The organism is Desulfurellaceae bacterium, assembly GCA_021296095.1.
GTDB lineage: Bacteria > Desulfobacterota > Binatia > Bin18 > Bin18 > JAAXHF01.
On record JAGWBB010000017.1, the window covers coordinates 15309 to 41899 of the forward strand.

At 63.7% G+C, this 26591-nt stretch carries 29 protein-coding genes; 6 read left to right on the forward strand and 23 right to left on the reverse strand.

The window, feature by feature from the left end:
• Window positions 1–8 precede the first annotated feature (8 nt).
• Window positions 9–482: a nuclear transport factor 2 family protein gene (locus J4F42_05725; protein MCE2484991.1), complete on the forward strand. Its 474-nt coding sequence runs from the start codon at window positions 9–11 to the stop codon at window positions 480–482.
• Here J4F42_05725 and J4F42_05730 read toward each other — a convergent pair.
• The gene (locus J4F42_05730; protein ID MCE2484992.1) at window positions 479–1549 is read right to left on the reverse strand and encodes an LLM class flavin-dependent oxidoreductase; all 1071 of its coding nucleotides are present in this window, start codon (window positions 1547–1549) and stop codon (window positions 479–481) included. The genes J4F42_05725 and J4F42_05730 overlap by 4 nt on opposite strands.
• 27 nt (window positions 1550–1576) lie before the next feature.
• Window positions 1577–2482 carry a universal stress protein gene (locus J4F42_05735; protein ID MCE2484993.1) on the reverse strand — a complete coding sequence of 302 codons (906 nt, stop codon included), beginning with the start codon at window positions 2480–2482 and terminating at the stop codon, window positions 1577–1579.
• A gap of 283 nt (window positions 2483–2765) precedes the next feature.
• Here J4F42_05735 and J4F42_05740 point away from each other — a divergent pair, with 283 nt between their 5' ends.
• Together J4F42_05740 and J4F42_05745 are read left to right on the forward strand one after the other, a co-directional pair.
• Window positions 2766–3185, forward strand: a complete 420-nt coding sequence (locus J4F42_05740; GenBank protein MCE2484994.1) for a hypothetical protein — start codon at window positions 2766–2768, stop codon at window positions 3183–3185.
• 291 nt (window positions 3186–3476) lie between these two features.
• Window positions 3477–3881, forward strand: a complete 405-nt coding sequence (locus J4F42_05745) for a CBS domain-containing protein (protein ID MCE2484995.1) — start codon at window positions 3477–3479, stop codon at window positions 3879–3881.
• A 23-nt stretch (window positions 3882–3904) separates the two neighbouring features.
• Here the strand turns inward: J4F42_05745 and J4F42_05750 are convergent, their stop codons facing one another.
• From J4F42_05750 to J4F42_05765, 4 genes are read right to left on the reverse strand one after another with little or no spacing between them, the layout of a single operon-like run.
• Complete coding sequence (locus tag J4F42_05750; protein ID MCE2484996.1) at window positions 3905–4426, reverse strand: hypothetical protein; 522 nt, start codon at window positions 4424–4426, stop codon at window positions 3905–3907.
• Between the two features lie 20 nt (window positions 4427–4446).
• The gene (locus J4F42_05755) at window positions 4447–4878 is read right to left on the reverse strand and encodes a CBS domain-containing protein (GenBank protein ID MCE2484997.1); all 432 of its coding nucleotides are present in this window, start codon (window positions 4876–4878) and stop codon (window positions 4447–4449) included.
• A 29-nt stretch (window positions 4879–4907) separates the two neighbouring features.
• The gene (locus J4F42_05760) at window positions 4908–5279 is read right to left on the reverse strand and encodes a hypothetical protein (GenBank protein ID MCE2484998.1); all 372 of its coding nucleotides are present in this window, start codon (window positions 5277–5279) and stop codon (window positions 4908–4910) included.
• Between the two features lie 31 nt (window positions 5280–5310).
• Entirely contained in the window at window positions 5311–5778 is a 468-nt protein-coding gene (locus tag J4F42_05765; GenBank protein ID MCE2484999.1) for a hypothetical protein, read from the reverse strand.
• Between the two features lie 250 nt (window positions 5779–6028).
• Here J4F42_05765 and J4F42_05770 point away from each other — a divergent pair, with 250 nt between their 5' ends.
• Window positions 6029–6742: a HAMP domain-containing histidine kinase gene (locus J4F42_05770; GenBank protein ID MCE2485000.1), complete on the forward strand. Its 714-nt coding sequence runs from the start codon at window positions 6029–6031 to the stop codon at window positions 6740–6742.
• Between the two features lie 20 nt (window positions 6743–6762).
• Here the strand turns inward: J4F42_05770 and J4F42_05775 are convergent, their stop codons facing one another.
• On the reverse strand, window positions 6763–8115 hold the full coding sequence (locus J4F42_05775) for a sigma-54-dependent Fis family transcriptional regulator (GenBank protein ID MCE2485001.1): 1353 nt from the start codon (window positions 8113–8115) through the stop codon (window positions 6763–6765).
• Between the two features lie 137 nt (window positions 8116–8252).
• On the opposite strand from J4F42_05775, the gene glgP reads away from it, so the two are divergent.
• Window positions 8253–10388 carry an alpha-glucan family phosphorylase gene (gene glgP, locus J4F42_05780; GenBank protein MCE2485002.1) on the forward strand — a complete coding sequence of 712 codons (2136 nt, stop codon included), beginning with the start codon at window positions 8253–8255 and terminating at the stop codon, window positions 10386–10388.
• A 2-nt stretch (window positions 10389–10390) separates the two neighbouring features.
• On the opposite strand, the gene malQ is transcribed toward glgP, so the two are convergent.
• The 15 genes from malQ to J4F42_05855 all read right to left on the reverse strand — a co-directional run bounded on the left by malQ (window position 10391) and on the right by J4F42_05855 (window position 24713).
• Entirely contained in the window at window positions 10391–12517 is a 2127-nt protein-coding gene (gene malQ, locus J4F42_05785; protein ID MCE2485003.1) for a 4-alpha-glucanotransferase, read from the reverse strand.
• Window positions 12518–12522: 5 nt separating this feature from the next.
• The gene (locus J4F42_05790) at window positions 12523–14034 is read right to left on the reverse strand and encodes a glycoside hydrolase family 13 protein (GenBank protein MCE2485004.1); all 1512 of its coding nucleotides are present in this window, start codon (window positions 14032–14034) and stop codon (window positions 12523–12525) included.
• Window positions 14035–14087: 53 nt separating this feature from the next.
• A complete protein-coding gene (locus J4F42_05795; GenBank protein ID MCE2485005.1) occupies window positions 14088–14651 on the reverse strand; it encodes an OmpH family outer membrane protein in 564 nt (187 codons plus the stop codon).
• A gap of 31 nt (window positions 14652–14682) precedes the next feature.
• Window positions 14683–15165: an RES domain-containing protein gene (locus J4F42_05800; protein MCE2485006.1), complete on the reverse strand. Its 483-nt coding sequence runs from the start codon at window positions 15163–15165 to the stop codon at window positions 14683–14685.
• A complete protein-coding gene (locus J4F42_05805; protein ID MCE2485007.1) occupies window positions 15165–15629 on the reverse strand; it encodes a DUF2384 domain-containing protein in 465 nt (154 codons plus the stop codon). The genes J4F42_05800 and J4F42_05805 overlap by 1 nt, the downstream gene beginning before the upstream one ends.
• Before the next feature lie 77 nt (window positions 15630–15706).
• Window positions 15707–16525 carry an aldo/keto reductase gene (locus tag J4F42_05810; protein ID MCE2485008.1) on the reverse strand — a complete coding sequence of 273 codons (819 nt, stop codon included), beginning with the start codon at window positions 16523–16525 and terminating at the stop codon, window positions 15707–15709.
• Window positions 16526–16554: 29 nt separating this feature from the next.
• On the reverse strand, window positions 16555–17778 hold the full coding sequence (gene glgC / locus J4F42_05815) for a glucose-1-phosphate adenylyltransferase (GenBank protein MCE2485009.1): 1224 nt from the start codon (window positions 17776–17778) through the stop codon (window positions 16555–16557).
• Window positions 17779–17788: 10 nt separating this feature from the next.
• On the reverse strand, window positions 17789–19471 hold the full coding sequence (locus J4F42_05820) for a DUF1957 domain-containing protein (GenBank protein MCE2485010.1): 1683 nt from the start codon (window positions 19469–19471) through the stop codon (window positions 17789–17791).
• 4 nt (window positions 19472–19475) lie between these two features.
• Window positions 19476–20978 carry a glycogen synthase GlgA gene (gene glgA / locus J4F42_05825; protein MCE2485011.1) on the reverse strand — a complete coding sequence of 501 codons (1503 nt, stop codon included), beginning with the start codon at window positions 20976–20978 and terminating at the stop codon, window positions 19476–19478.
• 43 nt (window positions 20979–21021) lie between these two features.
• Window positions 21022–21330: a GYD domain-containing protein gene (locus J4F42_05830; protein MCE2485012.1), complete on the reverse strand. Its 309-nt coding sequence runs from the start codon at window positions 21328–21330 to the stop codon at window positions 21022–21024.
• Between the two features lie 27 nt (window positions 21331–21357).
• Window positions 21358–21678 carry a hypothetical protein gene (locus J4F42_05835; protein MCE2485013.1) on the reverse strand — a complete coding sequence of 107 codons (321 nt, stop codon included), beginning with the start codon at window positions 21676–21678 and terminating at the stop codon, window positions 21358–21360.
• 6 nt (window positions 21679–21684) lie between these two features.
• Window positions 21685–22329: a hypothetical protein gene (locus J4F42_05840; protein MCE2485014.1), complete on the reverse strand. Its 645-nt coding sequence runs from the start codon at window positions 22327–22329 to the stop codon at window positions 21685–21687.
• A gap of 11 nt (window positions 22330–22340) precedes the next feature.
• Window positions 22341–22652, reverse strand: coding sequence for an antibiotic biosynthesis monooxygenase (locus J4F42_05845; protein ID MCE2485015.1), 312 nt, complete (start codon window positions 22650–22652; stop codon window positions 22341–22343).
• A gap of 11 nt (window positions 22653–22663) precedes the next feature.
• The gene (locus tag J4F42_05850) at window positions 22664–23407 is read right to left on the reverse strand and encodes a hypothetical protein (GenBank protein ID MCE2485016.1); all 744 of its coding nucleotides are present in this window, start codon (window positions 23405–23407) and stop codon (window positions 22664–22666) included.
• Between the two features lie 193 nt (window positions 23408–23600).
• Window positions 23601–24713: an ATP-dependent 6-phosphofructokinase gene (locus tag J4F42_05855; GenBank protein ID MCE2485017.1), complete on the reverse strand. Its 1113-nt coding sequence runs from the start codon at window positions 24711–24713 to the stop codon at window positions 23601–23603.
• A gap of 413 nt (window positions 24714–25126) precedes the next feature.
• Here J4F42_05855 and J4F42_05860 point away from each other — a divergent pair, with 413 nt between their 5' ends.
• Window positions 25127–25420, forward strand: a complete 294-nt coding sequence (locus tag J4F42_05860; protein MCE2485018.1) for a hypothetical protein — start codon at window positions 25127–25129, stop codon at window positions 25418–25420.
• Here the strand turns inward: J4F42_05860 and J4F42_05865 are convergent.
• A partial coding sequence (locus J4F42_05865) for a hypothetical protein (GenBank protein ID MCE2485019.1) occupies window positions 25398–26591 on the reverse strand: 1194 nt, incomplete at its 5' end. The genes J4F42_05860 and J4F42_05865 overlap by 23 nt on opposite strands.

Sequence of the window (26591 nt, forward strand, 5' to 3'; positions counted from 1 at the left end):
GCTACAGTATGCAGATGATGTATCGCCTGACACTCGTCCTCAGTCTCGTCGTGTTTGTCTTGTGCGGTTCGCCCCTGGCGCAGGCTGCGGACGACGACCTCGCGGCTCTCAAGGCCAACTTTGAGGCCGAGATGGCCGGCCTCAACACTGGCGATCTGGCCGCCACACTGGCTGAGGCTCACGAGGATATCGTGCTGTTCGGAATTTTCTCGCCTTTTCCTTCAAACGGCAAAAAAGAGTTTGAGCAGGCGGTGACCTCCTACTTCGGCAGCTATGACAAGGCCGAATTTACTCCGGTCTCGCCCCAGTTGACCGCGGTCTCTTGGGGCCACTACCAGTTGGCCGCCACCGCCAAGGGCGGGGAGCAGGCGTCCTACTCGCACGGCCGGTATATCTTTACCCACGTCAAGGTCGATGACACCTGGCTCATTCTGAGCATGCACATCTCGCCGCTCGAACCCTACCGCCAGCCGCCCTTCTAAACCCCGGCGACCTGCGGCTGGGCCTGCCGGTCATGCTCAGCCACTAGGCTGCGGATACACGGAATCAGCTCCTTGCCGAAGGCTTCGGCGTCCTCAAACGGACTGAAGCCCCGAATCAGCACGCCGCCAACGCCGAGGGCGTAGTAGCCGACGATTGCTTCGGCGACCTGTTCGGGGGTACCGACCAGGGCTGTGGTGTTGACCAAGCCGGTCCACAGCCGCTCGTCGTGGACCTCGCCCGCGTCGGCCAGCCGCATCAGGCGGCGACCGAACTCGGCCTCGCTCGTCACCGCCAGCCGCTGGGGCACGCGATCCAATTGAGCCAGAATGTCCCGGGCCTTGTCCCAGGCCGCACCCTCGGTCGGGGCGATGATCGGCCGGAAGGAGATGTTGAAACGCGGCCGGCGCCCATACCGGGCAGCCTCGGCGGTGATGCGGTCCATCATCGTTTGCACCGCCGCGCGGGGTTCGCCGAACAGGGCGTACACATCGCTGTGCTTGGCCCCGACCCGAACGGCAGCATCGGACGCTCCGCCAAAATAGATGGGCGCGTGAGGCTGCTGGAAGGGCCGGATTTCGGAAAAGGCTTTGTCCAGGCGGTAGAAACGCCCGGCAAAGCTGAACGGCTTGTCCGCAGTCCAGACCCGGCGCAGGATGTCGAGATACTCGTCGGTGCGGGCGTAGCGTTCATCGTGGTCCAACCAGTCGCCGTCACGGCGCTGCTCCTTGTCCGCCCCGCCGGAAATGATGTGGAGCCACAGCCGCCCATCGGTCAGGTTATCAAACGTGGCCGCAGTCCGGGCGGCCAGGGTCGGCATGACAAAGCCGGGCCGATGGGCAATCAGGAACCTCAGGCGTTCGGTGTGGGCCGCAGCGTACTGGGCAATCTGGAATCCTTCGGCCGAAGAAGACGTATAGCCGACCAGCACCGCATCAAAGCCGGCGGTCTCATGAGCCTGTGAAAAACGGCGCACATAGTCCCGGTCAATCCCGCCCCCAATGACGTGGACGGTGGCCCGGCCGGTCGGCGGCGCAACGCCTATCATACCCAAAATGTTCATCGGCATCGGTCTTCCTCCGTGATTGCAGTCCGATCAGGGTAGCTCGAACTGGAAGGCGTCCGGGCGGATGGTCAGCACCGGACACCGGGCGGTTCGGATGACTTCCTCAGTCACCCCACCCAGCAGCATATGGGCCAGCCCGGTCCGCCCGTGGGTGCCGATAACGAGCAGGTCGGCCTGCCGCTCCTTGGCCTGCTGCACGATGGCGCTAGCGGCCAAACCGGTGACGGTCCGTCGCTCCCAGGCCAGCTGCTGCAAAAGGGGCAAATCGGACAGAAATGCCTCCCACTCCAGCTCAAGATCCTGAGCCTCGACAACCGGCGGGGGCGGCAGGGCGGGCATATCGGCCCCGGTAGTCGCGGCATAGATGTGCGATACATCAATGGCGTGCAGAAAGATGACCCGCGCGCCGAAGCCGGCGGCCAGGGTCAGGGCTTCCTCGGCCGCTTTCCTGGCCCCAGTCGAAAAATCGGTCGGCACCAGCAATGTTTTGGCCTGGGCGCTGAACGGCGCCTTGGCGATCAGAACCGGCACCATGGCCTTGCGCACCACTCGCTCGCTGGTCCGCCCCAAGCCCGGCTCCTCGCCCTGCCCGCTGCCGCCGACCACAATCAGGTCGGCGTTCCAGGCCCGGCGGGCCACAATCAACTCGACAAACGGTTTTCCGGTATGCACCTCATACTCGACCGACAGGTGTTCCAGCCTGCTGCCGGCGGCAATCGTTTCCAGCGCGGTCCCGGCCTGCTGGGCCAACTCTTCGGGTGAGTAGGGAGCGGTCAGGGGATGGGACAGGCGTTGATACAAATGGGGCGGCTCGACCACATGCACCAGACGCAGAGCAGCCCGGTAGCGGGCGGCCAGCGCTGCGGCCGAGCTGACGGCGACTTCTCCGCCAGCCCTGAAATCGTGACCCACAAGGATGCGGTGGAGTTGTTGCATGGCAGTTCTCCTGTGTTGACTTCTCCGTCGTGCCTGTCTGACCGATAGGACGGCTCGATCATACCACATATGGGACGAGAGTGGACGCGCCTGGCGCTGTTCTTCTTCGAGCCGGCCGTGTCCCCCTTTTGCAACCGACCTGTCCCGCAGCTGGGACACCTCCGGCCACAACACTGCCGGAAGACCGAGAAACCGATGTAGAGACGCAGGTTTGGGTCCAGCCCCGGACGGCGGCGATTGTGGCACGGCCTTTGCGGTATTTGGGGATAGAGGAGGAAAGGCTATGAAACATGTGTACAGCGTGGTCATCCTTGCCCTCAGTCTCGTCCTGTGCTGGACCAGTTCGACAGACGCCCGGTTCTCCTACCCCGAGGCGCCTCCCTATGTCCGCCTGTCCGGAGTCCTGCTGCCGCTCGAAGACCAGCATGATGCCGGGCTGCGCAGCCTGACCGTGTTTGTCCACGGCCAGCTGTGGCGTTTTCAACTCGACGCGGTAGAAGAGGTGACCCAGGGCAACCATGCGCGGCTCGAGCTGCGCGACCTGCTGTGGGGCTCAATCCGGCTGTACGGCTCTCCGGGTCTGATCGCTTCGCTCCAGCACGCCGGCAAGCACCTGACGATTGAGGGCCATCTCCATACCAGGGAACGCCGCCTGCTGGTGACCGCGGCCGAGGAAACCCCGGCGGTCGCCCGCATACACTGAGCCACACCATCCGCCCAGACGCGTCTCCCCTTGGGGATCCTCCCCCGAAAATCCCCCTGCGCTTCCGCGCCTCCCTCTTTTTCCAAAGGGGGATTTTCTCGACGTGAGAGCCGAAATTCGGTGGGCTATTCGGTGGGCCATACTGGGCAACTCTTAGCACTCCCCCCACCGACGCTCGTTGGACGCCGCAGCCCGACTGGAGTATGATCTGGGCAGGCGCCCAGCTACTCAGCGTCGATCAGCTCTGCCGTAGCGCCTGGGTCAGGAAGAATCGGTGGAGAGGAGCCAGCGATGAAAGGACACGCCCGTCAACTCATGGCCGCCCAGGTGGCAACGGCTGCGCCGGACACCAGCCTGGCCGAGGCGGCCCAGGAACTAGCCAGCATCGTGATCAGCGCGCTGCCGGTTGTGGACGGTTCAGGTCAGGTGGTAGGCATCGTTACCGAGAGCGATGTCCTGAACGCCCTGCTCCAGTCGGCATCAGCCGAAACCCCGGTCCGGACGATTATGACCCGGTCGGTCATCACGGTCGATGAGTTTGCCTCGGCCGACAGCGTCGTCCGCCTCCTGCGCCTCAAACAGCTCCACCATCTGCCCGTCACCCGCCAGGGGAGTGTAGTGGGCCTGATCACCCCCCAGGATGTGATCCGCTATTTCGTGGACCACGAGCTGCCGCTGCCGCCGGACGTAGCCTGAAGGCGACGCAGGCGTCTCCCCGACTAGGGTTCGATGGTCAGCCGGGGATGATGACGCCAGAAATAGCCGACCATGACCACGGCCGCGAACAGATTGCCGACCAGAACCGCCGACCACGCCAGGGCGCGCAGCACCGGCTCGGCAAACACCAGGCTGACCACCACAAAGCCCAACTCCAGGACGACAAACAGCAGCACCACCCCGAAGCCGACATGCGGATGATGCTCGGCCAGGTCCAGCAGATACGACACCAGGCCACCGATAGCCATGAAGACAAGGCCGTGCACCCAGGTAAACATCAGGACCATCTCCAGGTCGATGGCAACACTGGAGGCCAGGCCGGCCGTACCTTGGAACAGGGCCAGCCCGAGCACGGTCGGGGTATACAGCGGGCGGCCGCTCAGGCTGTCCACGACCAGGAACCACACCGCAATGGTGACCGCCCCGAGCAGCCCGGCAACCATGCCTTCCTGGGCAAACGTCGTTAGCCCGGTCGCGGACGGGCGCGACACGGCTGGAGTGTGGGTAACATCTGATGTAGCCACGGTGGCCTCCTTTCTGCTGCCTAGCTGTGCTGGATGAAGTCTCTGAGATAGCGGTTCTCAAACTCCGCGGCTTCGAGTTGGGCCTTGACCACGTCGCCAATCGAGATCATCCCGGCCAAACGCTCGCCATCGAGAATGGGCAGGTGTCGAATACGGTTATGGGTCATGATGCCCATGATATACGCCACCTCATCCTCGGGAACGGCGATAATCGGGTTGGAACTCATGATCTCCCGCACCGCCATCTCGCGCATGCCTTCGGGATGGATCGCGCACTCGCGCAGCAGATCACGCTCGGTGAGAATGCCGGCGATCGGGTCGTGGCCGTCAACCACGACCAGGGAGCCGATCCGCAGCTCGATCAAGCGCTCCAGGGCGTCGTGCAGGCTGGCCTCGGCCGGGATGGTCGCCACCGCGCTACCCTTGCTCTCCAGGATGTCTTTCACCTTCATAGGCGCCTCACTCCTCCCCCGAGCCGCAGCTAGGCGGCATGCGACTCAATCACTTCCACGTCCCGCCATGACTGGGAAATATATTCCCACAGGCGGTCCAAGACCTCTCCGAGGTCTTGGGGCGTGTACCAGCCGGCCGGGATGCCCGGTCCGCAGCCCCACACGGCTTTGCCATACCGCTTGGCAATGGCGTAGGCATCCGACCAGGAGTCCGCGGCTTCATCACCGAGCATATCGGCCAACTCTTCGTAGCTCAGCTCTTCCCAGCGGCTCGGACGCTCGTCGTCACCAAACCCGTGATGTTTGAGATGATAGGCCAGATAGTCGCTCAGCGTCTCGAACTCGGTAAAGCGGAGTTCCTCCTGATGACCGTAGCTGTCGGTAAATCGGATAATCAGCATCGCACCTCCCGCAGCACTGTGGATGACCGACTCAGACCGGCTGGGCAAAGGCCGCCACCTGAGGCTGGACGAGCCAGGCGAAATCCGCATAACGCATACGCACAGCGTGGCAGTGCGTCCCGGCGTTGAACACAATCTCCTCGTCCTCGGCCAGCGTCCGATCAACCCACACGTCCAGACCGAACAGATTGCCAAAGGGCGGCTCGGCTCCGGTCTCACAGTAGGGAAACAGCAGCCGGAACTCTTGCTCGCCTTCGAGCCGCACCGACTCGCCGAGCCTGGCCTGCAACTGGCCCAAATTCACCCGGTGAGTGGCCGGCAGTACGGTCATGACCGACCGCTCGCCCTGCTTGACCATCACTACCTTGGCCATATGTTTGCCAGGGATGTGTTGGCAGGCGGCCGTTCGCTGCGCCGAGTAGGCCCGTGGATGGGTCAGCACCCGGTATGGAACGTCATGCGCCTCAAGCACGTCTCGCAGCTTTTGTAGAATTGGCATTGCTGGTCCTCCGTGTCCCGGTCACGAAAAGCACGTCCGCCTATCCAAACCTGTTGCAAGCTGCGTGCCAGGTTGAAAACGGCTATGTGTGACCTCTCGCAGCCCGGTGTGTCCCATTTCCAGGACAGGATGAGCGCCAGCGCGTTGCAAAGCTGGGACACCACGCTATAAGGAGGAGGATGGCCAAGGACAGGAAGACGCGGGCCCGGCCGCCGAGACCAGCCGCTCGGACCCCAGAAGACCGGCCACCATGGGCCTTACCACCGCCAAGCTGGTCCATGAAATCGGCAACCCGCTCAACGGCATGTCCACGACCGTGCAGCTGTTGGAGCGCGATCTGATGAAGCCGGGGCCACCCGACAAGGAGTTGCTCCGCGCGACCGTCCACGACCTGTCGAGCGAGATCAACCGCCTCCGCTCGCTGCTGGTCGAGTTCCGCTCCCTGGCCCGCGCCCATGCGCTCGACCTGCAACCGACCGCGCTGGCCAGCCTCGTCACCGAGCTGCTGGCGGTGGAAACCGTCCAATACGCCGAGCGGGGGATTCAGATCCACAACGAGATTCGGTTCGATCTGCCTCTGGTCATGGGCGACCAGGAGAAGCTCAAGCAGGTCGTGCTCAATCTGTGTCAAAATGCGGTCGAAGCCATGCCGCAGGGCGGCCACCTGACCGTCCGGGCCGGCCAGGCCGACGGCCAGGTCTCACTGGAGGTGGTGGACACGGGGGCCGGTATCCCGGACGGCCTGGATATTTTTGAGCTGTTCACCACCACCAAACCGAGCGGCATGGGGCTGGGGCTGGCCGTGGTACGCCAGATTGTCCTGGCCCACGAGGGGACGATTACCTATACCACCGAGCCGGGTCGGGGGACCGTTTTTCGGCTCAGCCTGCCGGCCTGTCCGCCGGCCACACCAAAGACCAGGAAGAGACGGCCCAGCGCCAAGTCTCCTCCGTCGCCCAGCTGACACGCGTCGGGCAGTCTGGATCAGTCGAGCGCAACCCCGAGCTGATCCATTTTCCGGTACAGCGAGGAGCGGCTGATGCCCAGGAGCTTGGCCGCCCGTACCCGGTCCCGGCCGGCTTCCCGCAGCACGTACTCGATGTGGCTTTTTTCGTAGCTGCGCAGGGCGGCCTTCAGCTCATGGCCCGCTTGGCCGGTATCCCGGCTGAGCGCCTGTCCGCTGGGCAGGTCTTCCGGGCTCAACCACTCGTCATTGCCCAGAATCATGGCCCGTTCCAGAACGTTCTCCAGCTCACGCACATTGCCCTTCCAGGGTGCGGCCAGGAGCAGCTGCATGGCCTCGTGGGTCACCCCTCTACAGTTTGTCTTCATTTCGAGGTTGTGGCGCTGAATCAGATGCTCAACCAGGAGAGGGATATCGTCCCGCCGTTCCCGCAGCGGCGGGACCGGAATGCCGACCACATTCAGGCGATAGAACAGGTCTGCGCGAAAGCGGCCGGCCTCAATCTCTTTTTCGAGATCCCGATTGCTGGCGGCCAAGATACGCACGTCGACCTGTATGGGCGTGGTTGCCCCGAGCGGCAAGACCTCCTTACGCTCTATGACTCGCAGCAGCTTGGGTTGCAGGGTGAGGGGCAGTTCGCCGATCTCGTCCAGGAAAATCGTGCCCCCCCGGGCCTTGCGAAACAGGCCGTCCTGGGCGCTCAGGGCGCCCGTGAAGGCGCCCTTGGTATGACCGAACAGCTGGCTCTCCAACAGCGTGTCCGGGATGGCGCTACAGTTCACGGGCAGAAAGACCTTGTCCTGGCGCAGGCTCTCGGCATGAATCGCCCGGGCGACGAGTTCCTTGCCCACCCCGCTCTCGCCGGTGATCAGGACCGTGCTGGCCGTAGCCGCCACCTTGCTGATCAGCTTCAGCACTGCGCGCATGGCCGGGCTCTCGCCAACCATGCCGCTGGGGTCGATATGGCGGTTGACCTCGCGCCGCAACATCTGGTTTTCCCAAGCCAGGCTCTTGTGCTCCATCAACAGATGGACCTTGCGCAGCAAGTCATCAAACACAATCGGCTTGAGCAGATAGTCCTGGGCGCCGAGTTGCAGGGCGGCTACTGCGGTATCAACCGACGCATGGGCGGTCATGATCGCCACAAAGGTCTGGGGCGCGACCTCCCGTACGCGTCGGAGCACGGCCAAGCCGTCGGCACCGGGCATGCGGAGATCGGTCAGCACCAGGTCGAAGTCACGCTCATCAATGGCGACCAGCGCCGCCCGTCCGTCGGTCACTTCGTGGACCCGGTAGCCTTCTTCGTGCAAGACCCGGCAGATATTCTTGCGCGGGATGGTTTCGTCTTCGGCCACAAGAATCGTTCCCGTCATGGCACAACTTTTGACACACCCCGCCCCAGTCCGAAAGAGGGACAGGCGTGTCATATACTGTGCCTGTGAAATCGAGACGACACTTTCACCCGCGCCAACAATCGGCTACAAAGACCCGAGCCCGCACGAGAGAAACCATGGCCCCAGCCTCCCTCGCCCAGTCGCTTCCCCTGCGTATTCGGAGATTGAGCGATCTCGCCGCCAACCTGTGGTGGAGCTGGTATCCGGAAGCTGTGGAATTGTTCTCGACGATTGATACGGGACTGTGGCAGACGAGCGTCTCCAGCGGCACGCCCAATCCGGTCACACTGCTCCACGCTGTCGCCCCCCGGCGCCTGCGCAGCCTGGCCCGCGACCCCGACTTTCTTGCACGCTATGACACGGTCCTGCGGGCATTTGATGCGGCACTATCGGCCTCCCCCCACCCTGCCCCGGAGTTCAGGCAGGCGCCCATCGCCTATTTCTCGGCCGAGTTCGGCCTGCACGGCTCGTTGCCCATTTACAGCGGCGGCCTGGGCGTGCTGGCCGGCGATCACTGCAAGGAGGCGAGCGATCTCGGCCTGCCCCTGGTCGGCGTCGGGCTGCTGTATGGCCAGGGCTATTTTCACCAACGCCTGTCCCCGGACGGACGCCAGGAAACGCGCTACACCGAGCTTGAGCGGAGCGTGGCTCCCGTCAGTCCAGTCCTGACGCCCGAGGGGACACAGCGTCAGGTACGGGTGCGCATCGCATCCCATGACGTATACCTGGCCGTGTGGCAGCTCCGGCTGGGCCGCATCTGCCTGTATCTGCTGGATAGCGATGTGGAGGCCAATGCGGCTGAGGACCGTGTCCTGTCAGCCCGCCTGTACGGCGGCGATCAGGAGACGCGGCTGCGCCAGGAGATTGTGCTCGGCATTGGCGGGGTACGCGCGCTGCGCGCCCTGGGCATTGCCCCGCGCGTGTGGCACCTGAACGAGGGCCACGCCGCCCTGGTCCTGATTGAGCGCCTGCGCGAACTCGTGGGTGAGGGATTCTCCTTCAACGAGACGCTGGCCCGGGTCCGGGCCAGCAGCGTGTTTACCACCCACACACCTGTTCCGGCCGGTCACGATGCGTTTCCTTTTGACCTGGTTGAGCACTGCCTGCCGGCCTGGTGGGAGGAGCTGGGAGTTGACCGGGAGCGTTTTTTTGACTTGGCCCGCTATGGGCGACAGGCCGACGAACGCTTCCATATGACCGTCCTGGCCCTACGCCTGTCCGGCCGGCGAAATGCCGTCAGCCACATCCATGCGACGGTCTCCCACCGCATGTGGCGCTCGGTCTGGCCAGAGGCCAACCCCGATCAGATACCGATCAGCGCAATCACCAACGGGGTGCATGTGCCGACCTGGCTGGCCCCTGAACTCGGCCGCCTGTTCGCCCGGCATCTCGGCTCGGACTGGCTGGCCAGCCACGACGATCCACAACTGTGGCGGCGTATCGCAGATATCCCGGACGAAGACCTGTGGGCGGTCCACCTGCGGCTCAAACACGAACTGATCCGGTTTCTGCGCGAACGGGCACGCCAGCTGTGGCGCGAGCACGGCCGCGACGCCGTTCAGGTCTTGGCCGCAGGCGGCTTGCTCGACCCGGACGTTCTGACGATCGGTTTTGCCCGGCGCTTTGCCACCTATAAGCGGGCCACCCTCCTGCTCAACGATCTCGCCCGTCTGCACGCCCTGCTGGGCGCGACAGACCAGCCGGTCCAGATCATTTTTGCCGGCAAGGCTCATCCGGCCGATGAACCCGGCCAAGCCCTGATTCAACAGGTGTATGCCGCAGCCTGCGACCACAGGCTTGGCGGGCGGATCGCGTTTGTCGAGGACTACGATATGCACATCGCCCAGTTCCTGGTCCGCGGCGTCGATGTGTGGCTCAATAATCCGGTCTCCCCAGAGGAAGCCTGTGGTACCAGCGGCGAAAAAGCCGCCCTCAACGGCATCCCGAACCTCAGCATTGCCGATGGCTGGTGGAGCGAGGCCCATAACGGCAAAAACGGCTGGATCGTCCAGCCGGCAGACGTAGGGCTGTCTGACGCAGACCGGGATGAGGTCGAGGCGAATGCCTTCTACGAGCTGTTGACAGAAGAAATCGTGCCGCTCTTTTATGAGCGGCACGCCGGGGGCATCCCGCGCGGCTGGCTGCGGGTGATGAAGGCAACCCTGGCATCCATCCCCCCCCGGTTTTCGGCTCGGCGTATGCTGAAAGAGTATATTGAGCGGCTGTATCTGCCGGCCGCACGGTCGGTCTGAGATTAACGGCCCCTGGCACCCGTCGTGTTGGGAATGGTCTTGCCCGTGCGCAGGCTGTGGACCCGGCGCGTCAACTCCAGCAGCCGGGGCATTTGATTGAAGGTCTCCAAGCCGTAGCGGGCCTGGCGGCGCCAGTTCGGCCGCTCCTGGCCGGTCCCGGGCATATTCTGGCGCTGCGTTTCCCCCCACCCGTCTTCCAGGTTGATGAGGACGAGTTGGGCAGGACTGGCGGCCAGATACGAGACACACCCCGCGTAGACGGTCTGCAGATCAGGTGCCTGGTCCTCCAGCCAGCCGTGCTGTGTCAGAAACGCCACCAGCGCCCGCTTGCGGTCCTCGTGCTCGCTCTCGGCCTCGGCGAGGTCGGCGAGTTCCAGGAATCCGCACTCAACCCGCTCGCGTCCCTCCATCCCCCGCCAAAACGCGGCAAACGGCGCGCTGTCGTGGGTGTTCAGACTGGCAAGCGCACGAGCCGGCATACGCCTCGGCACGGCGAACTGCAACACCTGGCTGCGCAGAATCCCGTGCCGGGCCATGGCGGGTCTGACCGAGGACGGAACCGTGCCGAGGTCCTCGCCAACCAGAACGGTCCGATTGCGGTGCGATTCGAGACTCAACACGGCGTACCACTCCTCAGCCGGATAGCCGACGTAGACGCCCTGGCGCGGCTCATAGCCGTGTGGCACCCAAAAGAGTCGGTGCAGGCTCATGACGTGGTCGAGACGCAAAATCCCGGCGTGGCGCAGATGGTGGCGCAGGTAGGCTCTGACGTAGCCATACGCCCGGGCACGGCTTGTGTCGGGATGCAGCGGCGGAAAGCCCCAATTCTGTCCGCCGGCAAAAAAGTTGTCGGGTGGCGCACCGCTCGACACCGCGCCGACAAAAAGCTCGCGTTCCTTCCACACATCATAGCCCCAGCCGTGCACTCCGAGAGGCAGGTCGAGATACAGCCCGGGCCCGTGCTTGCGCGCCTTGTCGGCCACCGCCCGCATCTGCTCGTGGGCCAGCCACTGGACATAGCGATGATAGTTCGTGCGGTCCTGGGGAACCGCGTCGTGTCTGATGCGCCCGTCCCGGAGCGGTTGGGGCCAGTCTGGCCACGGCGCGCCAAAGTGCTCACCGGCCGCACGGAAGCGCGCGTAGTCGTCCAGCTCGGGCTGGGAGGCGGCAAACTCGGCAAAAGCTGCCTGGCGCAGTGACGGCCGGGCGAAGAAATGCCGGGCGAGCATTTCGAGCAGACGCCGCTTGAGCGCCATCTGGCGACGATAGTCAAGCTGCGAGGCGTGTCGGAGGGCGGCGACTTCAGCCTGCACGTCCGTCGAGGTGAACAGGGCGCGGGCGGCCTGGCAGGCATGCAGTTCGGGAATGCGTCGGATATTGAGGTACAACTCGTTCCAGAACACACGGCTGACCGGGGCGTAGGGACTGGGCTCGAACGGCTCGCCGTCGTGGCCCAGAAAAGCGGCCAGCAGCGGCAGCGTGGCCACACTCCCCCCACCCTGCTCCGCCGTCCACGTCACCAGGGCGTCGAGGTCCGAAAAATCACCTCCGCCCCAGCTCGTGTTCGAGTGCAGGGCGTACAGGGGCAGGAAGACCCCCCACGCCTTCTCCTTCAGGCCGTAGGCTTTTTGCGGCGCACTCAAGACCAGACACGACGCCCGCTCCCCGATCCCTTCGAGTTGCAGCGTATGAAAGCCAAAGGGCAGGCGCTCGGGCAGCCGGAGGTGTCTCACCCCATAGCCCTGGCCCTCGACCGTCTGGTGCCCGACCAGGGGCAGCTCGCCCACCCGGACGGTTCGGGATCGCGCCCGCCCATTCTCCAGGCTGAGACGGTACGCAAGCGTACGCTGCTCATCGAGGCTGGCCGGAAGCCGCAGTTCCAGCGCCGGAGCCACGCCCTGCCAGGCAACACACACCTGCGGACAGACCCGCCTCCACAACTCCTGACGGCGCTCGCGCAGGGCGTCCGGCACGTTCCGGAGCGTTTCAACCCTGGCTCCCAGGGCCCGCAGAACGGCCAGCAGCGCCTCCGGCTCGGCCCGTTGGCGTTGCCCCCAGAAGTCGGTATAGGCCGTCTGGACATCGTACAGGCGGGCCAACTCAAGGAGCTGTCTCCTATGGCTTGCCATCGATCTCATACCTGCCGCAGGACAAGAGCGCTGCGCGGCGCTATGGCCAACATCCGCCGACCTCCATCCAGCGCCAGCCCCGCCCGGTCACCCCACACGACCTGCCACGCGGCAACCTGCCCATCAGCCTCAAGGAAAGCCAGGTCGAGCCGGCGGGTTTGCCCGGCGACATTGAGGGCAACGACGAGGCTTTCGGCCTCCAGGCTTCTCTGGAACATATACACCCCGTCCGCAGCGTAGCGCCGGGCGAAGCTGCCGTGGCGCAGGGCGGGAAACCGGCGGCGGAGGGCGATACAGTCTTTGACATGCCCGCGCAGACCGTGATCCCAGACATCCGGGTCCCAGGCAAAGGCTTTGCGACAGTCCGGGTCGGGTCCGCCCTGCAGGCCGATTTCGTCGCCATAGTACACGCACGGCACGCCCGGCAGCGTACACACAAACAGCCAGGCCAGGCGCAGGGCGGTCTGGTCTCCGCCCACGCTGGTGAGAAACCGGGCTGTATCGTGGCTGTCCAGGAGGTTGAGCTGAGACGCCGTCACGGCCGGTTCATACCGGTCGAGCAGGGCATCAATCCGGTCGGCAAATGCCTGGCAGTCGAGGCAGCCGACCTGGCGGAAGCCCAAGGGTTGACGGGCCTGGCTCAGGTCGAGCTGCTCGCCGCCAAAAAATCCCAGACAGGCCGCCGCCAGCGGGTAGTTGGTGACCGCGTCGAACTGATCGCCCTGCAACCAGGGCTGAGCCTCGTGCCAGATTTCACCGACCAGATACGCTTCAGGGTTACGCGCTTTGACCCGTTGGCGGAACTCCTGCCAGAAGGTCTCGTCCTTGATCTCAGCCGCAACATCCAGACGCCAGCCGTCGATACCGAACTCAATCCAGTGAGTGGCTACACTCCACAGAAACTCGCGCACCGCAGGCGTGTCAATGTTGAACTTGGGCAGGGCCGGCAGGTCCCACCAGGCCTGATAGCCAAGGGCTTTCCGGCTGCCGACGCCCTGCTTCAGGGCGTTGCGGGCCACAAGGTCAGGATAGGCGGCAAAGTGGCGTTTGCCCGTCAGGCGATCCGGGTCGAAGTGGAACCAGTCCACATAGGGCGAGGCTGCGCCGTTCTCCAGGGTATGATGAAACTGCCACAATCCTCGACCAGCGTGGTGAAACACGCCGTCGAGCACGATGCGGATATCGCGCGCGTGCGCCTGGTCGAGCAGCTCCCGGAAAGCCGGAGTGCCGCCCAGCAGCGGATCGACCCTGAAATAGTCGTAGGTATGGTAGCGGTGGTTTGCCGCCGAGGAAAAAATCGGGTTGAGATACAGGGCGTTGATCCCCAGGTCGGCCAGGTAGTCGAGGTGTTCGGTCACCCCGAACAGGTCTCCGCCCTGAAAACCGAACACGGTCGGCGGACTGCCCCAGGCTTCCAGCGTGTCAGGCTTGGCCAGACGGGCGGAGCGGGCAAAACGGTCTGGAAAAATCTGGTAGAAGACCGCGTCTGTGACCCAGCCGGGTGTAGAGGCTGGCATACGACTCCTTTCCGACAGCCGCCTTCCCCGAGCCTGTAACAGAAAATCGAGGCTTACAGCAAATTGAACTGTTTGAGCACCTTGGCGACTTCGGGATTGCGTTGACCCAAGGCTCGCAAGGCATCGAGTAGAGCCTCCAAGCGCTGGCGGTTGCGGCTCAGGTCCTCGCTCAGACCCGTGACTGTCCGCTCCAACGGCCGCAGCATCGTCCGTCGGTCCCACAAGGCAAAGCCGATGATGGCTACCACCAGCGCGCTAAAGGCGCCCAGCAGGGCCAGGGTCAGGCGAAACTGACAGGCGAACTGCTCATTCATATCTTCCCGCAGCTGCTGATTCTGCCGGTTCATGTCCTCACGGAGCTGCTGATTCTGCTGATTCATGTCGGCCCGCAGCTGGCCCATGTCCTCACGGAGCTGCTGATTCTGCTGATTCATGTCGGCCCGCAGTTGTTGGATGTCGGCCCGTAGCCCTTGCAGCCCCTCGTCCAGGCGGGTTTCGAGCCGCGTCAACCGCTCGGCAATCTCGCGGTCGGTCAAGGCCGGCGCCGCCTCGACCGCCCACACCGGGCTGGGCAGGAGCAGCACGGCCACAACCCAACACAGAAAGGACTTTCTCATGGGAGCATACAAGGCCGGACAGTCGGGAAAGTCAAGCCGGAAAGAGGCGGCGATCCCACCACACCGGGGTCTCCAGCCCAACCGTCAGGCTGCTGAAGTCCGCATGGCGGGTGTTGATGACGACATTGCGTTCCATCCGCGCGACCACAGAAGGGACAAGCAGGATGGCGCTGCGATTGTCCACATACCACTGATGGCCAAAGCGGCGGGCCGCAACCCCGCTCGGCGCAGACCAGTCCGGGATGATATCGGCCGTCACAAGCTCGTAGCTGGTCCCCGTGGGAATGGTGATCTCAATGAAATGTTGGTTCGGCGGCAGCGCGCCGTTCCAGTGCACCAGCTTTTCCAGCAGGGCCGTCGAATAGTGCTCGGACGCATAGATCACGGCAGCCCCGGCTTCGTGCCACCTGCCGGAGGTGCGTTTTGCGCCTTCCGTACTCCACACCGGAAACTGCCCTGCGGGATCGCCGATCCGATACGTCCGCATCGGTTCCGGCAGGGTGCGTGGCCGCATCACAGGGCGATGCCGGCCTCGGCTCGACGCAGGAGGTTCAGGACCGCGTCAGCTCCGGCCGAACTGGACCGCGCCATATCGAAAGGCGTCTCCCCGTCCAGCAGAGGATGAGGCCGGTGCAGGAATGTGTCGATGGCCTGCCAGTCCCCGTGATAGGCGCGGCCGACCGCATCAACGACACGCCCCATTTCATACAGCCGCTCGCTCAGCTCCCTGGAGAGCCTTTTGTTGGCTTTGCGCACCCGCCTGAGCGTTGCCTCGGGGATAACGGGTCCGACCACCCGGTGCCTGCCAAGTACCTCGGCCAGGGCCACAGCTGCCCCTGGAAGCAGGCCGGCATCAATGCGTCGTGCCAGTTGCACATCGCTCAGGATGTCCGGGCCATCAATCGCCAGAAGTCTGGCGACCCGCGTGGCTTCACTTGCCGGCAGCTCCGCCGGGTCGGCATAGGCTTGGAGGTTCATCGACATTTCCCCTGAATACAAACGTCATATGACGACCGTATAGCACTCATTTGACGCCAGCAAGTGCGTATCACCTGTCATCCGCTTCCAGGCTGGGTAAAAGTCATATTGAGATAGTGGAGCTGCTCGGGAGATAGACGCCAGCCGGAGGCCTGACAGTTCTCCATGATACGCGCCGTGCTGTTCGACTTGGGAATTACGACGACGTTGGGATGCGAGGTACACCAGTTGAGGGCGACCTGGGCGGGTGTCTTGCGGCTGAAGGCCGCGACCTGCTCCACAGCCCGCATGCGCCAGTCGTGGGGGAACACAGCCGGGGTGGCCAGCCGGCCGTCGTCCAGGGGCGTGTAGGCGATAATCGTGATGTGCTGCTCCAGACAGTAGGGCAGCAGGTCGGCTTCAATGGCGCGCCGATTCAGATTGTACAGGACCTGGTTTGCCACAATGGGTGTATTGCGCAGGCTGGCCTGGGCGGCTTGCAGCTGGTCCAGCGAAAAATTACTCACCCCGATATGTTTCACCAGCCCGTCATCGACCAGCGACTCCATCGCCCGCATGGTGTCCTGAATGGGCACCCCAGGGTTGGGCCAGTGTACCTGGTAGAGGTCGAGGCTGTCCGTATCCAGACGGCGCAGACTGGCCTCTGCCGCTCGCCGCAAGTCGTCGTAATGGAGGTGATTGCCCGACACCTTGGTCGCCAGCACAACCCGGTCGCGCAGGCCCCTGATGGCCTGGCCGACGACTTCTTCGGTGCCGTATATTTCTGCGGTATCAATGAGAAACGCGCCCAGTTCGATGCCGGTCCGCAGCGGCTCGACCCCGCCACTATACCGCCATACCCCCAGCCCGATCTCCGGAATCATCACATCGGTATTGCCCAGCGCTTTGTGTTCCATGTGTCTGCTCCCTGTCCGTCCGGCGGGCATCACAGAGGACGCGTCTCGCCCCGCTCCAGCACCACCAAGCCCGAGGGGTCACGAAAATAGCGACGCTCATCCGTCCCGGTCCCTCCCCCGATCACCGCGCCGGCCGGAACGCTGTGAAACCGATCAACAATGGCGCCCTTGAGTTTCACGCCCGCTCCAATCTCGGCCCGGTCCATGATGATCGACTCCTCAATCTCCGCGCCCTTGCCGATCCGCACGCCGCTGCCGATCACAGACCGGACGATACGCCCGCCTTCCAGCTGAGAGCCCTCGCCAACCAGGGTGTCTCGGACCTCCCCGCCGTAAAAACGGGTCGGCGGACCGTCATAGATGGTGCCGAACACCGGCCAGTGCGGATTGTGCAAATCAAAGGCCGGCGTCTCGCCCAGCAGATCCATATGCGCCTCCCAATACGCCCGCAGAGTGCCCACATCGCGCCAGTAGGCGCGTTCCTCGCCCGGTTTGACGCCGGGGATTTCGTTTTCCAGAAAATCGTAGGCCAAGACCTGCTGGCGCGGAAACAGCTCGGGAATGATCGTCCGCCCGAAGTCGTGCTCGGTACTCCGGCGCGAGTCTTCCAGCAAGGTCCTGACCAGCAGGTCGGTGTTAAACACATAGTTACCCATCGAGGCATAAACACGGTCGGAATCCCCGGGCATGGGTTTCGGGTGGGACGGCTTCTCCTCAAAGCCGATGATGCGCCGTTTCTGATCGACCTCGATCACCCCGAAGCTGCCGGCCTCGGACACTGGAACGGGCAGTGCCGCAACCGTCGCCTCGGCCGCGTGCTCAAGGTGAAAGGCGACCATCTGGTTGAGGTCCATGCGGTAAATATGATCGGCCCCAAACACGGCGATCAGATCGGGACGAAAGTCCTGGATCAGGTTGAGGTTTTGATACACGGCGTCGGCCGTGCCCTGGTACCAGTCTTCCCCCCACCGCATCTGGGGCGGCACGACCGTAATAAAGGTCTCTTTGAGGCCGCCGCCGATGCGCCAGCGCCAGGTCGAGCGCAGATGCTCAATCAGCGATTGCGACTTGTACTGGACCAGGATGTAGACCGAAAAAATACCCGAATTGATGAAGTTGGACAGCACGAAGTCGACAATCCGGTGCTTTCCGGCAAACGGAACGGCAGGCTTGCTGCGGGATTTCGTCAACGGGAACAAGCGCTCGCCCTTGCCGCCGGCCATAATCATGCCCAGCAGGCGCAGTCTGCGCACAGTCTGCCTCCTATCGGAACATCACCTGTTCCAGAGCCGGGAACAGAAAATTCTGCTGCTCCCGGTCGGCCAAAAAGCGCTCCTGTTCGGCCTCCAGCCGCCCCTGCTGGCGCACCGAGCGGGCGAGCTGCAGGAGGCGTTTCAGATCGGTCGAATGGATCAGGAAACGCTGCTCGGCGTAGTCACGAGCCGTTTGGGTGGTGATGAGAAACGGCCAGTCCGAGGCCTGCATCAGCAGGAGTTCTTTGCCGGCTTGGCACAGCACACGGCCGAGCGGTCCCTTGCGGTCTGCCTCGCGCGTTGCCTGCATGGCATCCCAAAACTGAAACTCCCCGTCGTACAGTCGCTCCCAGACCCAGGCGGTGTCTTTATTCAGCCAGGTCCGGTGGTCTCCACCCTCCCCCCACGAGCCTTCAGGAAGGCTGACGGTCCGGGCCGGGGGGTAGCGGTCGAGGGCCGCGCTACAGGTGAGCGGGACGATACGGTGGCGGTCCAGTTCCGGGTAGAGGGCCTCCAGCCACTGCGGCCCCTCGTGCCACCAGTGACCGAGCAGCTCGGCATCGTAGGCGGCGCAGGTCAGGCCGGCCGGCCCGGCTTCGGTCGCGGCCAGCTGGCCGGCAAAATGGCGCGCATGCGCCCGGGCCTGGGCTCGGGCACGCGTGGGCGTGTAGACCTGCTTGCGGTCCAGTTCGGCCCGCTCCTCGCTCACCCGCCACAGCTTGAGGCCGCCCGGGTCGTGCTGCTTATGGAAGTCCAGGTACCACGGGTCGCCCGGGTAGCCCACCTCTCGACTCCACACCAGGCGGCTGCTATCGGGGTCGCGCAGCAAAGCCTTGGCCGTCCCCGTCCCACTCCGCGAGGCGACCCGGTAGGTTTGATGCGGCGAGAGCGGGACTGCCGGGCGCCCGCCTGCCCAGCCGGGCGGCTCCGTCACCAGCGCGGGGTCGGCGCGGTAGGGGAGACTGGGGAAGACGCCCTGAACGGACTGCCCGTCAACACAGAAAAACGCCAGGCCGCACGCCGCCACGTGCTCCTCAAGCCCCCGCCGCAGCGAGCGGTGGTGTTGGCGGTTGACGCCAACCGGCGGAAGCCAGTGATAGCGTGGACGATAGCCGCATTCCGGCAGCCACATCCCGGCCGGACGACGGCCAAAGTGCGTTTCGTGGCTGACGGTCGCCAGCCGCAGCTGCAGGCGAACGCTCTGCTCGCGGGCAAGCAGGGGCAGATAGCCGTGGGTCGCCGCCGAGGTCATGAGTTCGACGTGGCCGTCTTCCATCAGGCTCCGAAAGGCGGCCAACAGATCGCCGTCAAGAGCCCGCCACTGCGCGAGCCGGGCGCGGTAAAACTCCTCCCAGTAATCCACCAGATCGGCGGTGTCGGCCTGGCCCTCGGACTGAAAATGCCGGCGGGTATCGGCGCACGCCCGCAAACGGGTATCGAGAAAGAACTCGAGTTCGGCTTGCAGGAGGGGGCTGGCCAGCTGTTCGCACAGGACCGGCGAAAAACTCAGGGTCAGCTGGGGCGAGGTGCCGCGCTCAACCAGCGAGCGGAGCGTGTCCAGGAGCGGCAAGTAGCATTCGGTCACCGCTTCACACAGCCAGTCGCTGCCGTGCGGCCAGCGCTCATGACCCAGCACAAACGGTTGGTGGGCGTACAGGACGAGAGCCAGGGCCCTGGACGGGTCTGAAGCCATAGGTCTAGCCCGGGGCGACCGCTGCCTGTCGGGCGCTGACAAGCTCCTGGTACAGGTCGAGATAGCGGCGCGCCGAGCGTGTCCAGGAAAAATCCTGGGCCATGCCCCGGCGCATCAGCCCATGCCAGGCGGCCGGGTCGGCAAAAGTCGTCAGCGCCTCCCGCACGGCCCGGGTCAGCGCCTGGGGGCTGGCATCTTCGAACACAAAGCCGGTGCCCTGTCCGCTGTTGGCGTCAAAGGGGCTCACCGTGTCGCGCAGCCCGCCGGTCGCCCGCACAATCGGCACCGTGCCGTAGCGCAGGCTGTAGAGCTGATTCAGGCCGCACGGCTCATAGCGCGACGGCATCAGAAAACAGTCGCTGCCGGCTTCAATCTGGTGGGCCAGGGCTTCGTCAAAACCGATCCGCACCCCGACCCGCCCGGGATGCGCCCGGGCCCGCTGGGTCAGCAGTGTCTCGTAGCGCGACTCTCCCGAGCCCAGGATGACCAGGCGGCAGTCCAGCTCCAGCAAGGCATCAAGCGCGCCGGCCACCAGGTCAATGCCCTTCTGGTCAACCAGCCGGGTCACCATGCCCAGCAGCGGCATGTCCGGCTCGTCGGACATGCCGTACTCGCCCAACACGGCACGCTTGCACACCGCCTTGCCGCTCAGGTCTTCGGCGGTGTACTGCGCAGCGATCAGGGGGTCAGTTTCCGGGTTCCAGACCGCGTAGTCCGCCCCGTTCACAATACCGACCAGAGCCGAGCGGCGAGCCCGAATACAACCGTCCAGACCAAAGCCAAGGACCGGGTTACCAATCTCGTCGGCATAGCTGGGACTGACGGTCGTCAGCCGGTCGGCATAGTACAGTCCCGACTTCATGAAGTTGAGGGAGCCGTAAAACTCCAGCCCCTCGGGCTGAAACAGAAACGGAGGCAGGCCGGTCAGGCCAAACGCCCAGTTAGGGAAGACACCCTGATAGGCAAAGTTATGGATGGTGAAGACGCTGGCCGCCTGCCTGCTGCGCGCGTCCAGGCCGGGCAGAAAGCGCACCAAGGCCGGAATCAGGCCGGTATGCCAGTCGTGGCAGTGAAAGACCTGGGGAAACCAGCCCAGCCGCTCGACCAGGGCCAGGACGGCCCGGGAAAAGAAGGTGAAGCGCAGCGCATTGTCGGGATAGTCGCCGTTCCCGTTGCCATACAGGCCGGGCCGGGCAAAAAAGTCGTCCTGCTCAACGGCGTACACCGGCACCCGGGCAGCCCCCCCGTCCGGCTCGGGCAGGTGGGTCTGCCACACCCGCGCCAGCCGCGGGCCGATGACCAGTGGGACCTGGAGGTCTGATACGCGTTCGGTCAGCGGGAAGTCTCCGTCGCGCAGGCTTTGATACCGCGGCATGACAATGCGGACATCATGCCCCAGCCCGGCCAAGACCTGGGGCAAGGCGCCGTTCACATCGCCCAAGCCGCCGGTCCGGGCAAACGGAGCAACTTCGGCGCTGATGAACAGGATACGGAGAGTTGCGTCCACGTGGCATTCCTCGGTACGGGGTTTGGTAATCGAACGCAGGCGGTCATGTGCGGCCGATCTGCTTCGGCCCGGCCATTCTGTCGCGCAGGAGCGAGGTCGGGATGGCCGGCAATGTGGTAATCCGCACCGTTCCGCGCGAACTCAGATCAATCGACAGGTGGGCGATGGTTTCGTTATCCGGGGCCTCGACGATGGTGACAAAATCATAGCTGCCGAGCGTGGCGTACTGGCCAATGACAGTGCAGCCGAATTCGGCAATCTCGGAGTTCACCTCTTCGATGCGTTCAGGATTATTATGGAGCGTCTGGCTGCCTTCCGGGGTCAGGGTGCTCAGCAAGATGTATACGGGCATGGCCTCCTCCTCGGGTCTGGTGGCATTTCAGTGGCGCGTCTCTTCGGGCCGAACGAGAACCGGGGTGACGAGATGGCCTGCGGCACGGTCCAGGTCGCGCTCCTGCGCGGCGCGGAAGGTCGCGGCCGGCGACTCGCAGCGCAGGCACTGTTGGTAGGCCGAGGCGTACAGCGCCTGTTCCGCCGGGCTGAGTTCATAGCGCCGGGTCAGATAGGCGAGCTGTCGGTCGCTCTCCTGTGTTTCGGCCCACGTCATGGCGTAGTGCACCCAGCCACACTGTGGGCAGGCGAGGAGGCGTCTGTCAATGAAACGGGAGGGCGAACCCTGCCCGCTGTCGTCCGCAGCCATAGGCTCTCAGTCGAGGCTCACCCGGAAGTTGTGGCCGTTGTCGGTGATCCACATGGCAAAATCATCTTCGGGCAAGGGGGAATTTGTCCGCAACAACTGGTAGCGATACTCGACCTGCGCGCCGCGCGGTCCCCACACCTTGCCGACATACCGGCGGGGCAGAGGGACGGTCTGAATCAGCTCGTAGATCGCGTCATCGGCCAGGCCTTCCCCCTCACGATCATGCCCGGCTCGGTCGGGCAGGGTTTGCAGATGCAGTCCTTCGAGATTGGCCTGGGTCCAGTTAGGGGCGTTCCAGCTGTCCACGCCCCACAGCAGCCGGACTTCGGTGATGCGCCCCTCTTGGTCGAGATAGTCGATTTCGCGCGAGACGATTTCTTCGCTGAACACCTCGGACAGCTGCTCCTGCCCGCTTTGGACATACATGAAGCGGTGGTGCAGAAGAAACGAGTCCTTGTCGTGGAAATAGCGGGGCGGCTCAATAACGGCCTGACGCATCTTGGGGTCGGTGTTGGGGACGACCCGCATCACCTCGGTCTCTTCCGTTCCGTCCCAGGTAGCGGCTTCTCCCAGTGCCGACCAGGTGTAGCGGACCGCGACCATCTGGATGCTCGGATCCTGATCGGTCCACACCTTGGTGAGTTGAAACATGGACCTCCTCCTTAGTCGGTCTTCATGATCGTCGCATCTGAGAGGCTCCGCTGGACTTCGTAGCTGCGGACAGTCGGCCGCCCCATGAAAAGCGGCGTAATCTTGGTGAACAGGTCGCGGGCCACCTCGCCGTCGGCGTAGGCGGCCAAGTCCTCTTTCGTCGCCCAGGTACTGATGCCGACAATCTCGTTGCCGTTTTGCAACAGCTGGGCCAGCAGGCAGCCGGACAGCGCCTTGGCCCGCCCGACGAATTCGGTCAGCAGGGCGATTGCCTCAGCTTCTTTGCCCGGTTGAACCGTTCCATAAAAGAGCCGTGTAAACATGGCGTTTCCCTCTACAGGACATGCACATTGTTGCCCCAGTAGTCTTCCCACCGCTCGGCTTTGTTGGGCGTCCACATGCCGCCCACATGCCAGCTCTGCACCACCTCGGCGCCCCGCGGGCCGCGGATCTTGCCCACAAAGCGGCGCGGCAGGGACAGCGTCTTCAGCATGTCGGCGCGCTGTTCCGAGAAGGCTTCCATGTCCTCCGCGCCGTAAAACTTGTACGACAGATAGGGGCTGTCCTCACCGTACTTTTCGATGAATTCGGGGACTTCGGTCGGCTGATACTGCGGCGCGTCCCAGTCGTAGATACTCCAGTAGATGCACATCCCGCCCAGCGTCCCGTCGCGGTCGACAAACTCAACCTCTTGGGCCACGATCTCTTCGGTGTACAGCGGGCTCTCCTCACGCTTGCCGTCCCGAAAAATCTCGTAGTAGTGATGAAACGCGTACTCCTCGACGTGCTTTTCCTGGCTGGGATCCCACACGTCGGACGGCAGGCGAATGACCTTGCGCCGGACCCCGTCGTCGGGCAGCCCAATCACCTGGCCCTGAGTCTGCACGGACTCCCCGGTTTCATCCAGGGTCGTGCCGCCAAAGCCCCGCATCAGCGTTCCGCCGCGTGGCATGGAGCGGGTCTCACGATGCGCCTCCCAGTCCGGGGCTTGGTTGAGTGGGGTCCAGGTGTAGTGAATATTCACCATTTCGATACCCGGACCGTTATCCACATAATTCCGCTTGATATAAAACGCCATCGTGTCTCCTCCTTGGAGTTGCGGCTTGGTCTTGGTGCAGGGGTGCAAGCTGGATGTCTGCAACCCCTAGCACGGGCTGGGGGCAGGAACAATCTTGTGAGCCGTTAAATTGTGCAACAAGAATGACCAAAAGTTCAGTTTTTGGACTAATCAGTTCAAATTCACACTCCTTCCCGATACAAAAAGCGTCGCCTCACAGCCGTGGCGAATAGCGCTGGGTGTCGTACCAGCGCTCAAGATTGACCGTTTTGAGGGCGCCGACCGCCTGTGTCAGCGGCACCAGGGACAGCTGGCAGGCCGGGGCAACCCCTTGGGCGCTGACCATCTGCCCGAAGGCGCCCTCGACAACGGCTTCCACCGCCTTGGTCCCGAACAGTCTGCCCATGATTCGGTCCACCACGGACGGCGAGCCCCCACGCTGGCTATGACCAATGACAAGCGCTCGGGAATCAAAAGGCGTGTGGCGACGAATGCGGTCCGCCAGCCGATTGCCGATCCCGCCGAGACGCTCGTGGCCAAACGCATCCCGGTCGGTATCTATGGTCACCAAGCCCTCATCGACGGCCGTCGCGCCCTCTGCAACCACCACGACCGCGTAGCGCGGATAGCGTCGGTTCTGCTTGCCGCGCTCCAGACGTTGGGTCAGCAGGCTATACACGTGTTCATACGAAAACGGATACTCGGGAATCAGCACCATGGCTGCCCCGCCCGCCATGGTACTCCACAGGGCCAGGTGGCCGGCATGGCGGCCCATGACCTCGACGATCTGCACCCAATGATGGGAGCCGGCCGGGGTGCGGACCTGTTCGATCACTTCGGCACAGTTGCGCAGCGCCGTATCAAAGCCCAGCGTGTAGTCGGTATGGCTCAGATCGTTATCTATGGTCTTGGGGATGCCGACGACCTTGCCGCCCTGCTGACACAGCCTGGCCGCAACCCCCAGCGTGTCTTCCCCGCCCAGCGCAATCACCGCATCGAGTTGCAAGCGCTCGATATTGGTCAGGACTTCCGCTGAGCGATCAGCCGGCTCAGTCTGGTCCGGCAGGGGGGTGCGGAATGGATTCGTCCGGGACGAACCCAGATTCGTCCCGCCGTCACGGTCCCAGCGCCGAACCATATGGTCTTCCAGCCGAGTCCACTCCTGACAGCCTTCGTCCAGCAAGCCGTGCCAGCCGTCGTACAGGCCGATGACCTCGATGTTCAGGACGGTCGCCTTGTAGACAATGGCTTTCAGCGCCGGATTCAGGCCGGGCGCATCGCCGCCCCCGGTCAACACCCCAATCCGTTTGATGTGTTGCGTACCCATGTGACACGTCTCTTTTCCAGAAGATAGGCGGTACACCTCACTGTGTAACATGTCTCTTGAGAGAGAATAAGCAATTTACATACCACCCATATGAAAATTGTATGAAAACATGCGGCCTACAAGCAAGCTGCCGTTTTTGCGTCAGCCCGGGCGAGGAAGGGGAACGAGCCGCACGGCATCTGCCGCCTCACTGCTCAAGAAATTCGCACCAGGACCACCATCTGCCGCTCTTTTCGGCAGCATTCATTCAAGCACCGAACGAGGACCCGGCGTGGCATACCGTCAGCGCAAGATCAGCGCAAGACACGGAGCGCCGTTCATGAAAGAACTTGACAGCCAAACACCATCAGGGGTAGAAGCGGCGTACGATCCTGCCTATTACGATTTTGCCCGCCCAGTCACAGGAGGCACACATGCAGTTTTTGATCACCATCACATGGCGCGCCGGGGCGACCGTTGCGCAAAATCGCTCGGCAGCCAGCGTGGTCCAGCGACGCCTGATGCAGCCGGCCGAGGGGGTCAGAATCATGAACACGGTGGCCGATCTGGGCAAGCGCAAGCTGTATATTCTGGCCGAGGTGAATGAAGAGGCGGTCAACAATATCCAGGACACCCTGGAACTCACCACCCAGCCGGCCATAGACAGCGTCGAGACGACGCTGGTGGTGGACGGCAAGCGGGCGATCAACACCTTTCTGACGATGTAGGCCGGACAGCCCCGCCCTCTTCCTCCCGGCGATAGTACAGCACGTTCACGCCGGCCGGTTTGAGCCGGCCGGTCCGAAAGTCCGGCGTATGGTGCAAGCGCCCGTCCAGAGCCAGGTCGTCAATGCGCTCGGGCGGGGCAAAAACACGTCCCAGGCTGCCCAGCCAACACCGCTGGGGATAACAGCGGTTCTTGTTCAATAACAAGAGCGCGCGCTCTGCCCCGTCCCGGCTGGATTTGACACACGCAAAAACCTCGCGGTTACGCACCCGCAGCAGGCGTATCGGCCCTTCCTCGTTGAACACCCGGTAGGTCATCTTGATGCGGTGCACGTCGGCAATGAAGTCACGCAAATCCCAGGCTGGCTCTTCCCAGTCCTGGGGTCGGGTTTTGACCACATCGAGCCGACGGCGAAAGCCGTACTCGAAGCCCATCGGCATCATCACCCCGCTCGCGTACAGGCCGGCAAACGCGTAGCGCTGCCTGACCGCAGCCCGGTCGCCGCCCAGTTCGGTGGCTAGGCGCTCGGTATCGTGCGATTCGGGAAAGCTGATGGACGGCGCCCAGGGTGCGGTGCGCTGATAGTGGTTGACGCACCAGCGGCCGTTCCAGTCCCACCACTTTGAGCTGTTGAACACATAATCGAACCCGGCCTGGGCCAACTGCACGGTCTGCTCAATGGGACAGCCCAAGGACTCGGCCACAAACAGGCGGTCGGGGTAGGCGTGTTTCAGCTCCTGGATGAGGAAGGTCCACAGCGCCGCCGGGACTTTATAGGCTGCGTCACACCGAAAGCCGTCAAACCCCAGCGCCGCGTAGTGCCGCACCAGACCGAGCCAGTACTGCCACAGCTGTTCACGGTCCGGGCTGTCGGCGTTGTCTATTTCGACCAGATCGCCCCACACGACCTTTTTTCTGCCGTCCCTGGCGCTGGGGTGGACCCGTTTTCCGGCGGCGTCGTATTTGTACCACTCGGGGTGTTGGGCGACCAGGACCGAATCGAAAGCGGTATGGTTGATGACCAGGTCCATCATCACCCTGAGGCCGAGCCGTTTAGCCGTGCGGAGCATCCGTTTCAGCTGAGCCTGGGGCCGACCGGCGTTCGGATCGAGTAAACGCGGATCAACGCTGTAGTAGTCTTTGATCGCGTACAGACTGCCGGAGTACCCCGT

Bases quoted from the DNA above. Each gene is read 5' to 3' on its own strand.
- J4F42_05845 (MCE2485015.1), bottom strand. From the start codon at position 22,652: ATGTTTACACGGCTCTTTTATGGAACGGTTCAACCGGGCAAAGAAGCT.
- J4F42_05810 (MCE2485008.1), bottom strand. From the start codon at position 16,525: ATGGAACACAAAGCGCTGGGCAATACCGATGTGATGATTCCGGAGATC.
- J4F42_05775 (MCE2485001.1), bottom strand. From the start codon at position 8,115: ATGACGGGAACGATTCTTGTGGCCGAAGACGAAACCATCCCGCGCAAG.
- J4F42_05820 (MCE2485010.1), bottom strand. From the start codon at position 19,471: ATGGCTTCAGACCCGTCCAGGGCCCTGGCTCTCGTCCTGTACGCCCAC.
- J4F42_05745 (MCE2484995.1), top strand. From the start codon at position 3,477: ATGAAAGGACACGCCCGTCAACTCATGGCCGCCCAGGTGGCAACGGCT.
- J4F42_05755 (MCE2484997.1), bottom strand. From the start codon at position 4,878: ATGAAGGTGAAAGACATCCTGGAGAGCAAGGGTAGCGCGGTGGCGACC.
- J4F42_05725 (MCE2484991.1), top strand. From the start codon at position 9: ATGCAGATGATGTATCGCCTGACACTCGTCCTCAGTCTCGTCGTGTTT.
- J4F42_05730 (MCE2484992.1), bottom strand. From the start codon at position 1,549: ATGCCGATGAACATTTTGGGTATGATAGGCGTTGCGCCGCCGACCGGC.
- malQ (MCE2485003.1), bottom strand. From the start codon at position 12,517: ATGGCAAGCCATAGGAGACAGCTCCTTGAGTTGGCCCGCCTGTACGAT.
- J4F42_05740 (MCE2484994.1), top strand. From the start codon at position 2,766: ATGAAACATGTGTACAGCGTGGTCATCCTTGCCCTCAGTCTCGTCCTG.
- J4F42_05835 (MCE2485013.1), bottom strand. From the start codon at position 21,678: ATGGCTGCGGACGACAGCGGGCAGGGTTCGCCCTCCCGTTTCATTGAC.
- J4F42_05840 (MCE2485014.1), bottom strand. From the start codon at position 22,329: ATGTTTCAACTCACCAAGGTGTGGACCGATCAGGATCCGAGCATCCAG.
- J4F42_05735 (MCE2484993.1), bottom strand. From the start codon at position 2,482: ATGCAACAACTCCACCGCATCCTTGTGGGTCACGATTTCAGGGCTGGC.
- J4F42_05770 (MCE2485000.1), top strand. From the start codon at position 6,029: ATGGGCCTTACCACCGCCAAGCTGGTCCATGAAATCGGCAACCCGCTC.
- glgP (MCE2485002.1), top strand. From the start codon at position 8,253: ATGGCCCCAGCCTCCCTCGCCCAGTCGCTTCCCCTGCGTATTCGGAGA.
- J4F42_05790 (MCE2485004.1), bottom strand. From the start codon at position 14,034: ATGCCAGCCTCTACACCCGGCTGGGTCACAGACGCGGTCTTCTACCAG.
- J4F42_05800 (MCE2485006.1), bottom strand. From the start codon at position 15,165: ATGCGGCCACGCACCCTGCCGGAACCGATGCGGACGTATCGGATCGGC.
- J4F42_05765 (MCE2484999.1), bottom strand. From the start codon at position 5,778: ATGCCAATTCTACAAAAGCTGCGAGACGTGCTTGAGGCGCATGACGTT.
- J4F42_05855 (MCE2485017.1), bottom strand. From the start codon at position 24,713: ATGGGTACGCAACACATCAAACGGATTGGGGTGTTGACCGGGGGCGGC.
- J4F42_05795 (MCE2485005.1), bottom strand. From the start codon at position 14,651: ATGAGAAAGTCCTTTCTGTGTTGGGTTGTGGCCGTGCTGCTCCTGCCC.
- J4F42_05860 (MCE2485018.1), top strand. From the start codon at position 25,127: ATGCAGTTTTTGATCACCATCACATGGCGCGCCGGGGCGACCGTTGCG.
- J4F42_05805 (MCE2485007.1), bottom strand. From the start codon at position 15,629: ATGAACCTCCAAGCCTATGCCGACCCGGCGGAGCTGCCGGCAAGTGAA.
- J4F42_05760 (MCE2484998.1), bottom strand. From the start codon at position 5,279: ATGCTGATTATCCGATTTACCGACAGCTACGGTCATCAGGAGGAACTC.
- J4F42_05830 (MCE2485012.1), bottom strand. From the start codon at position 21,330: ATGCCCGTATACATCTTGCTGAGCACCCTGACCCCGGAAGGCAGCCAG.
- J4F42_05850 (MCE2485016.1), bottom strand. From the start codon at position 23,407: ATGGCGTTTTATATCAAGCGGAATTATGTGGATAACGGTCCGGGTATC.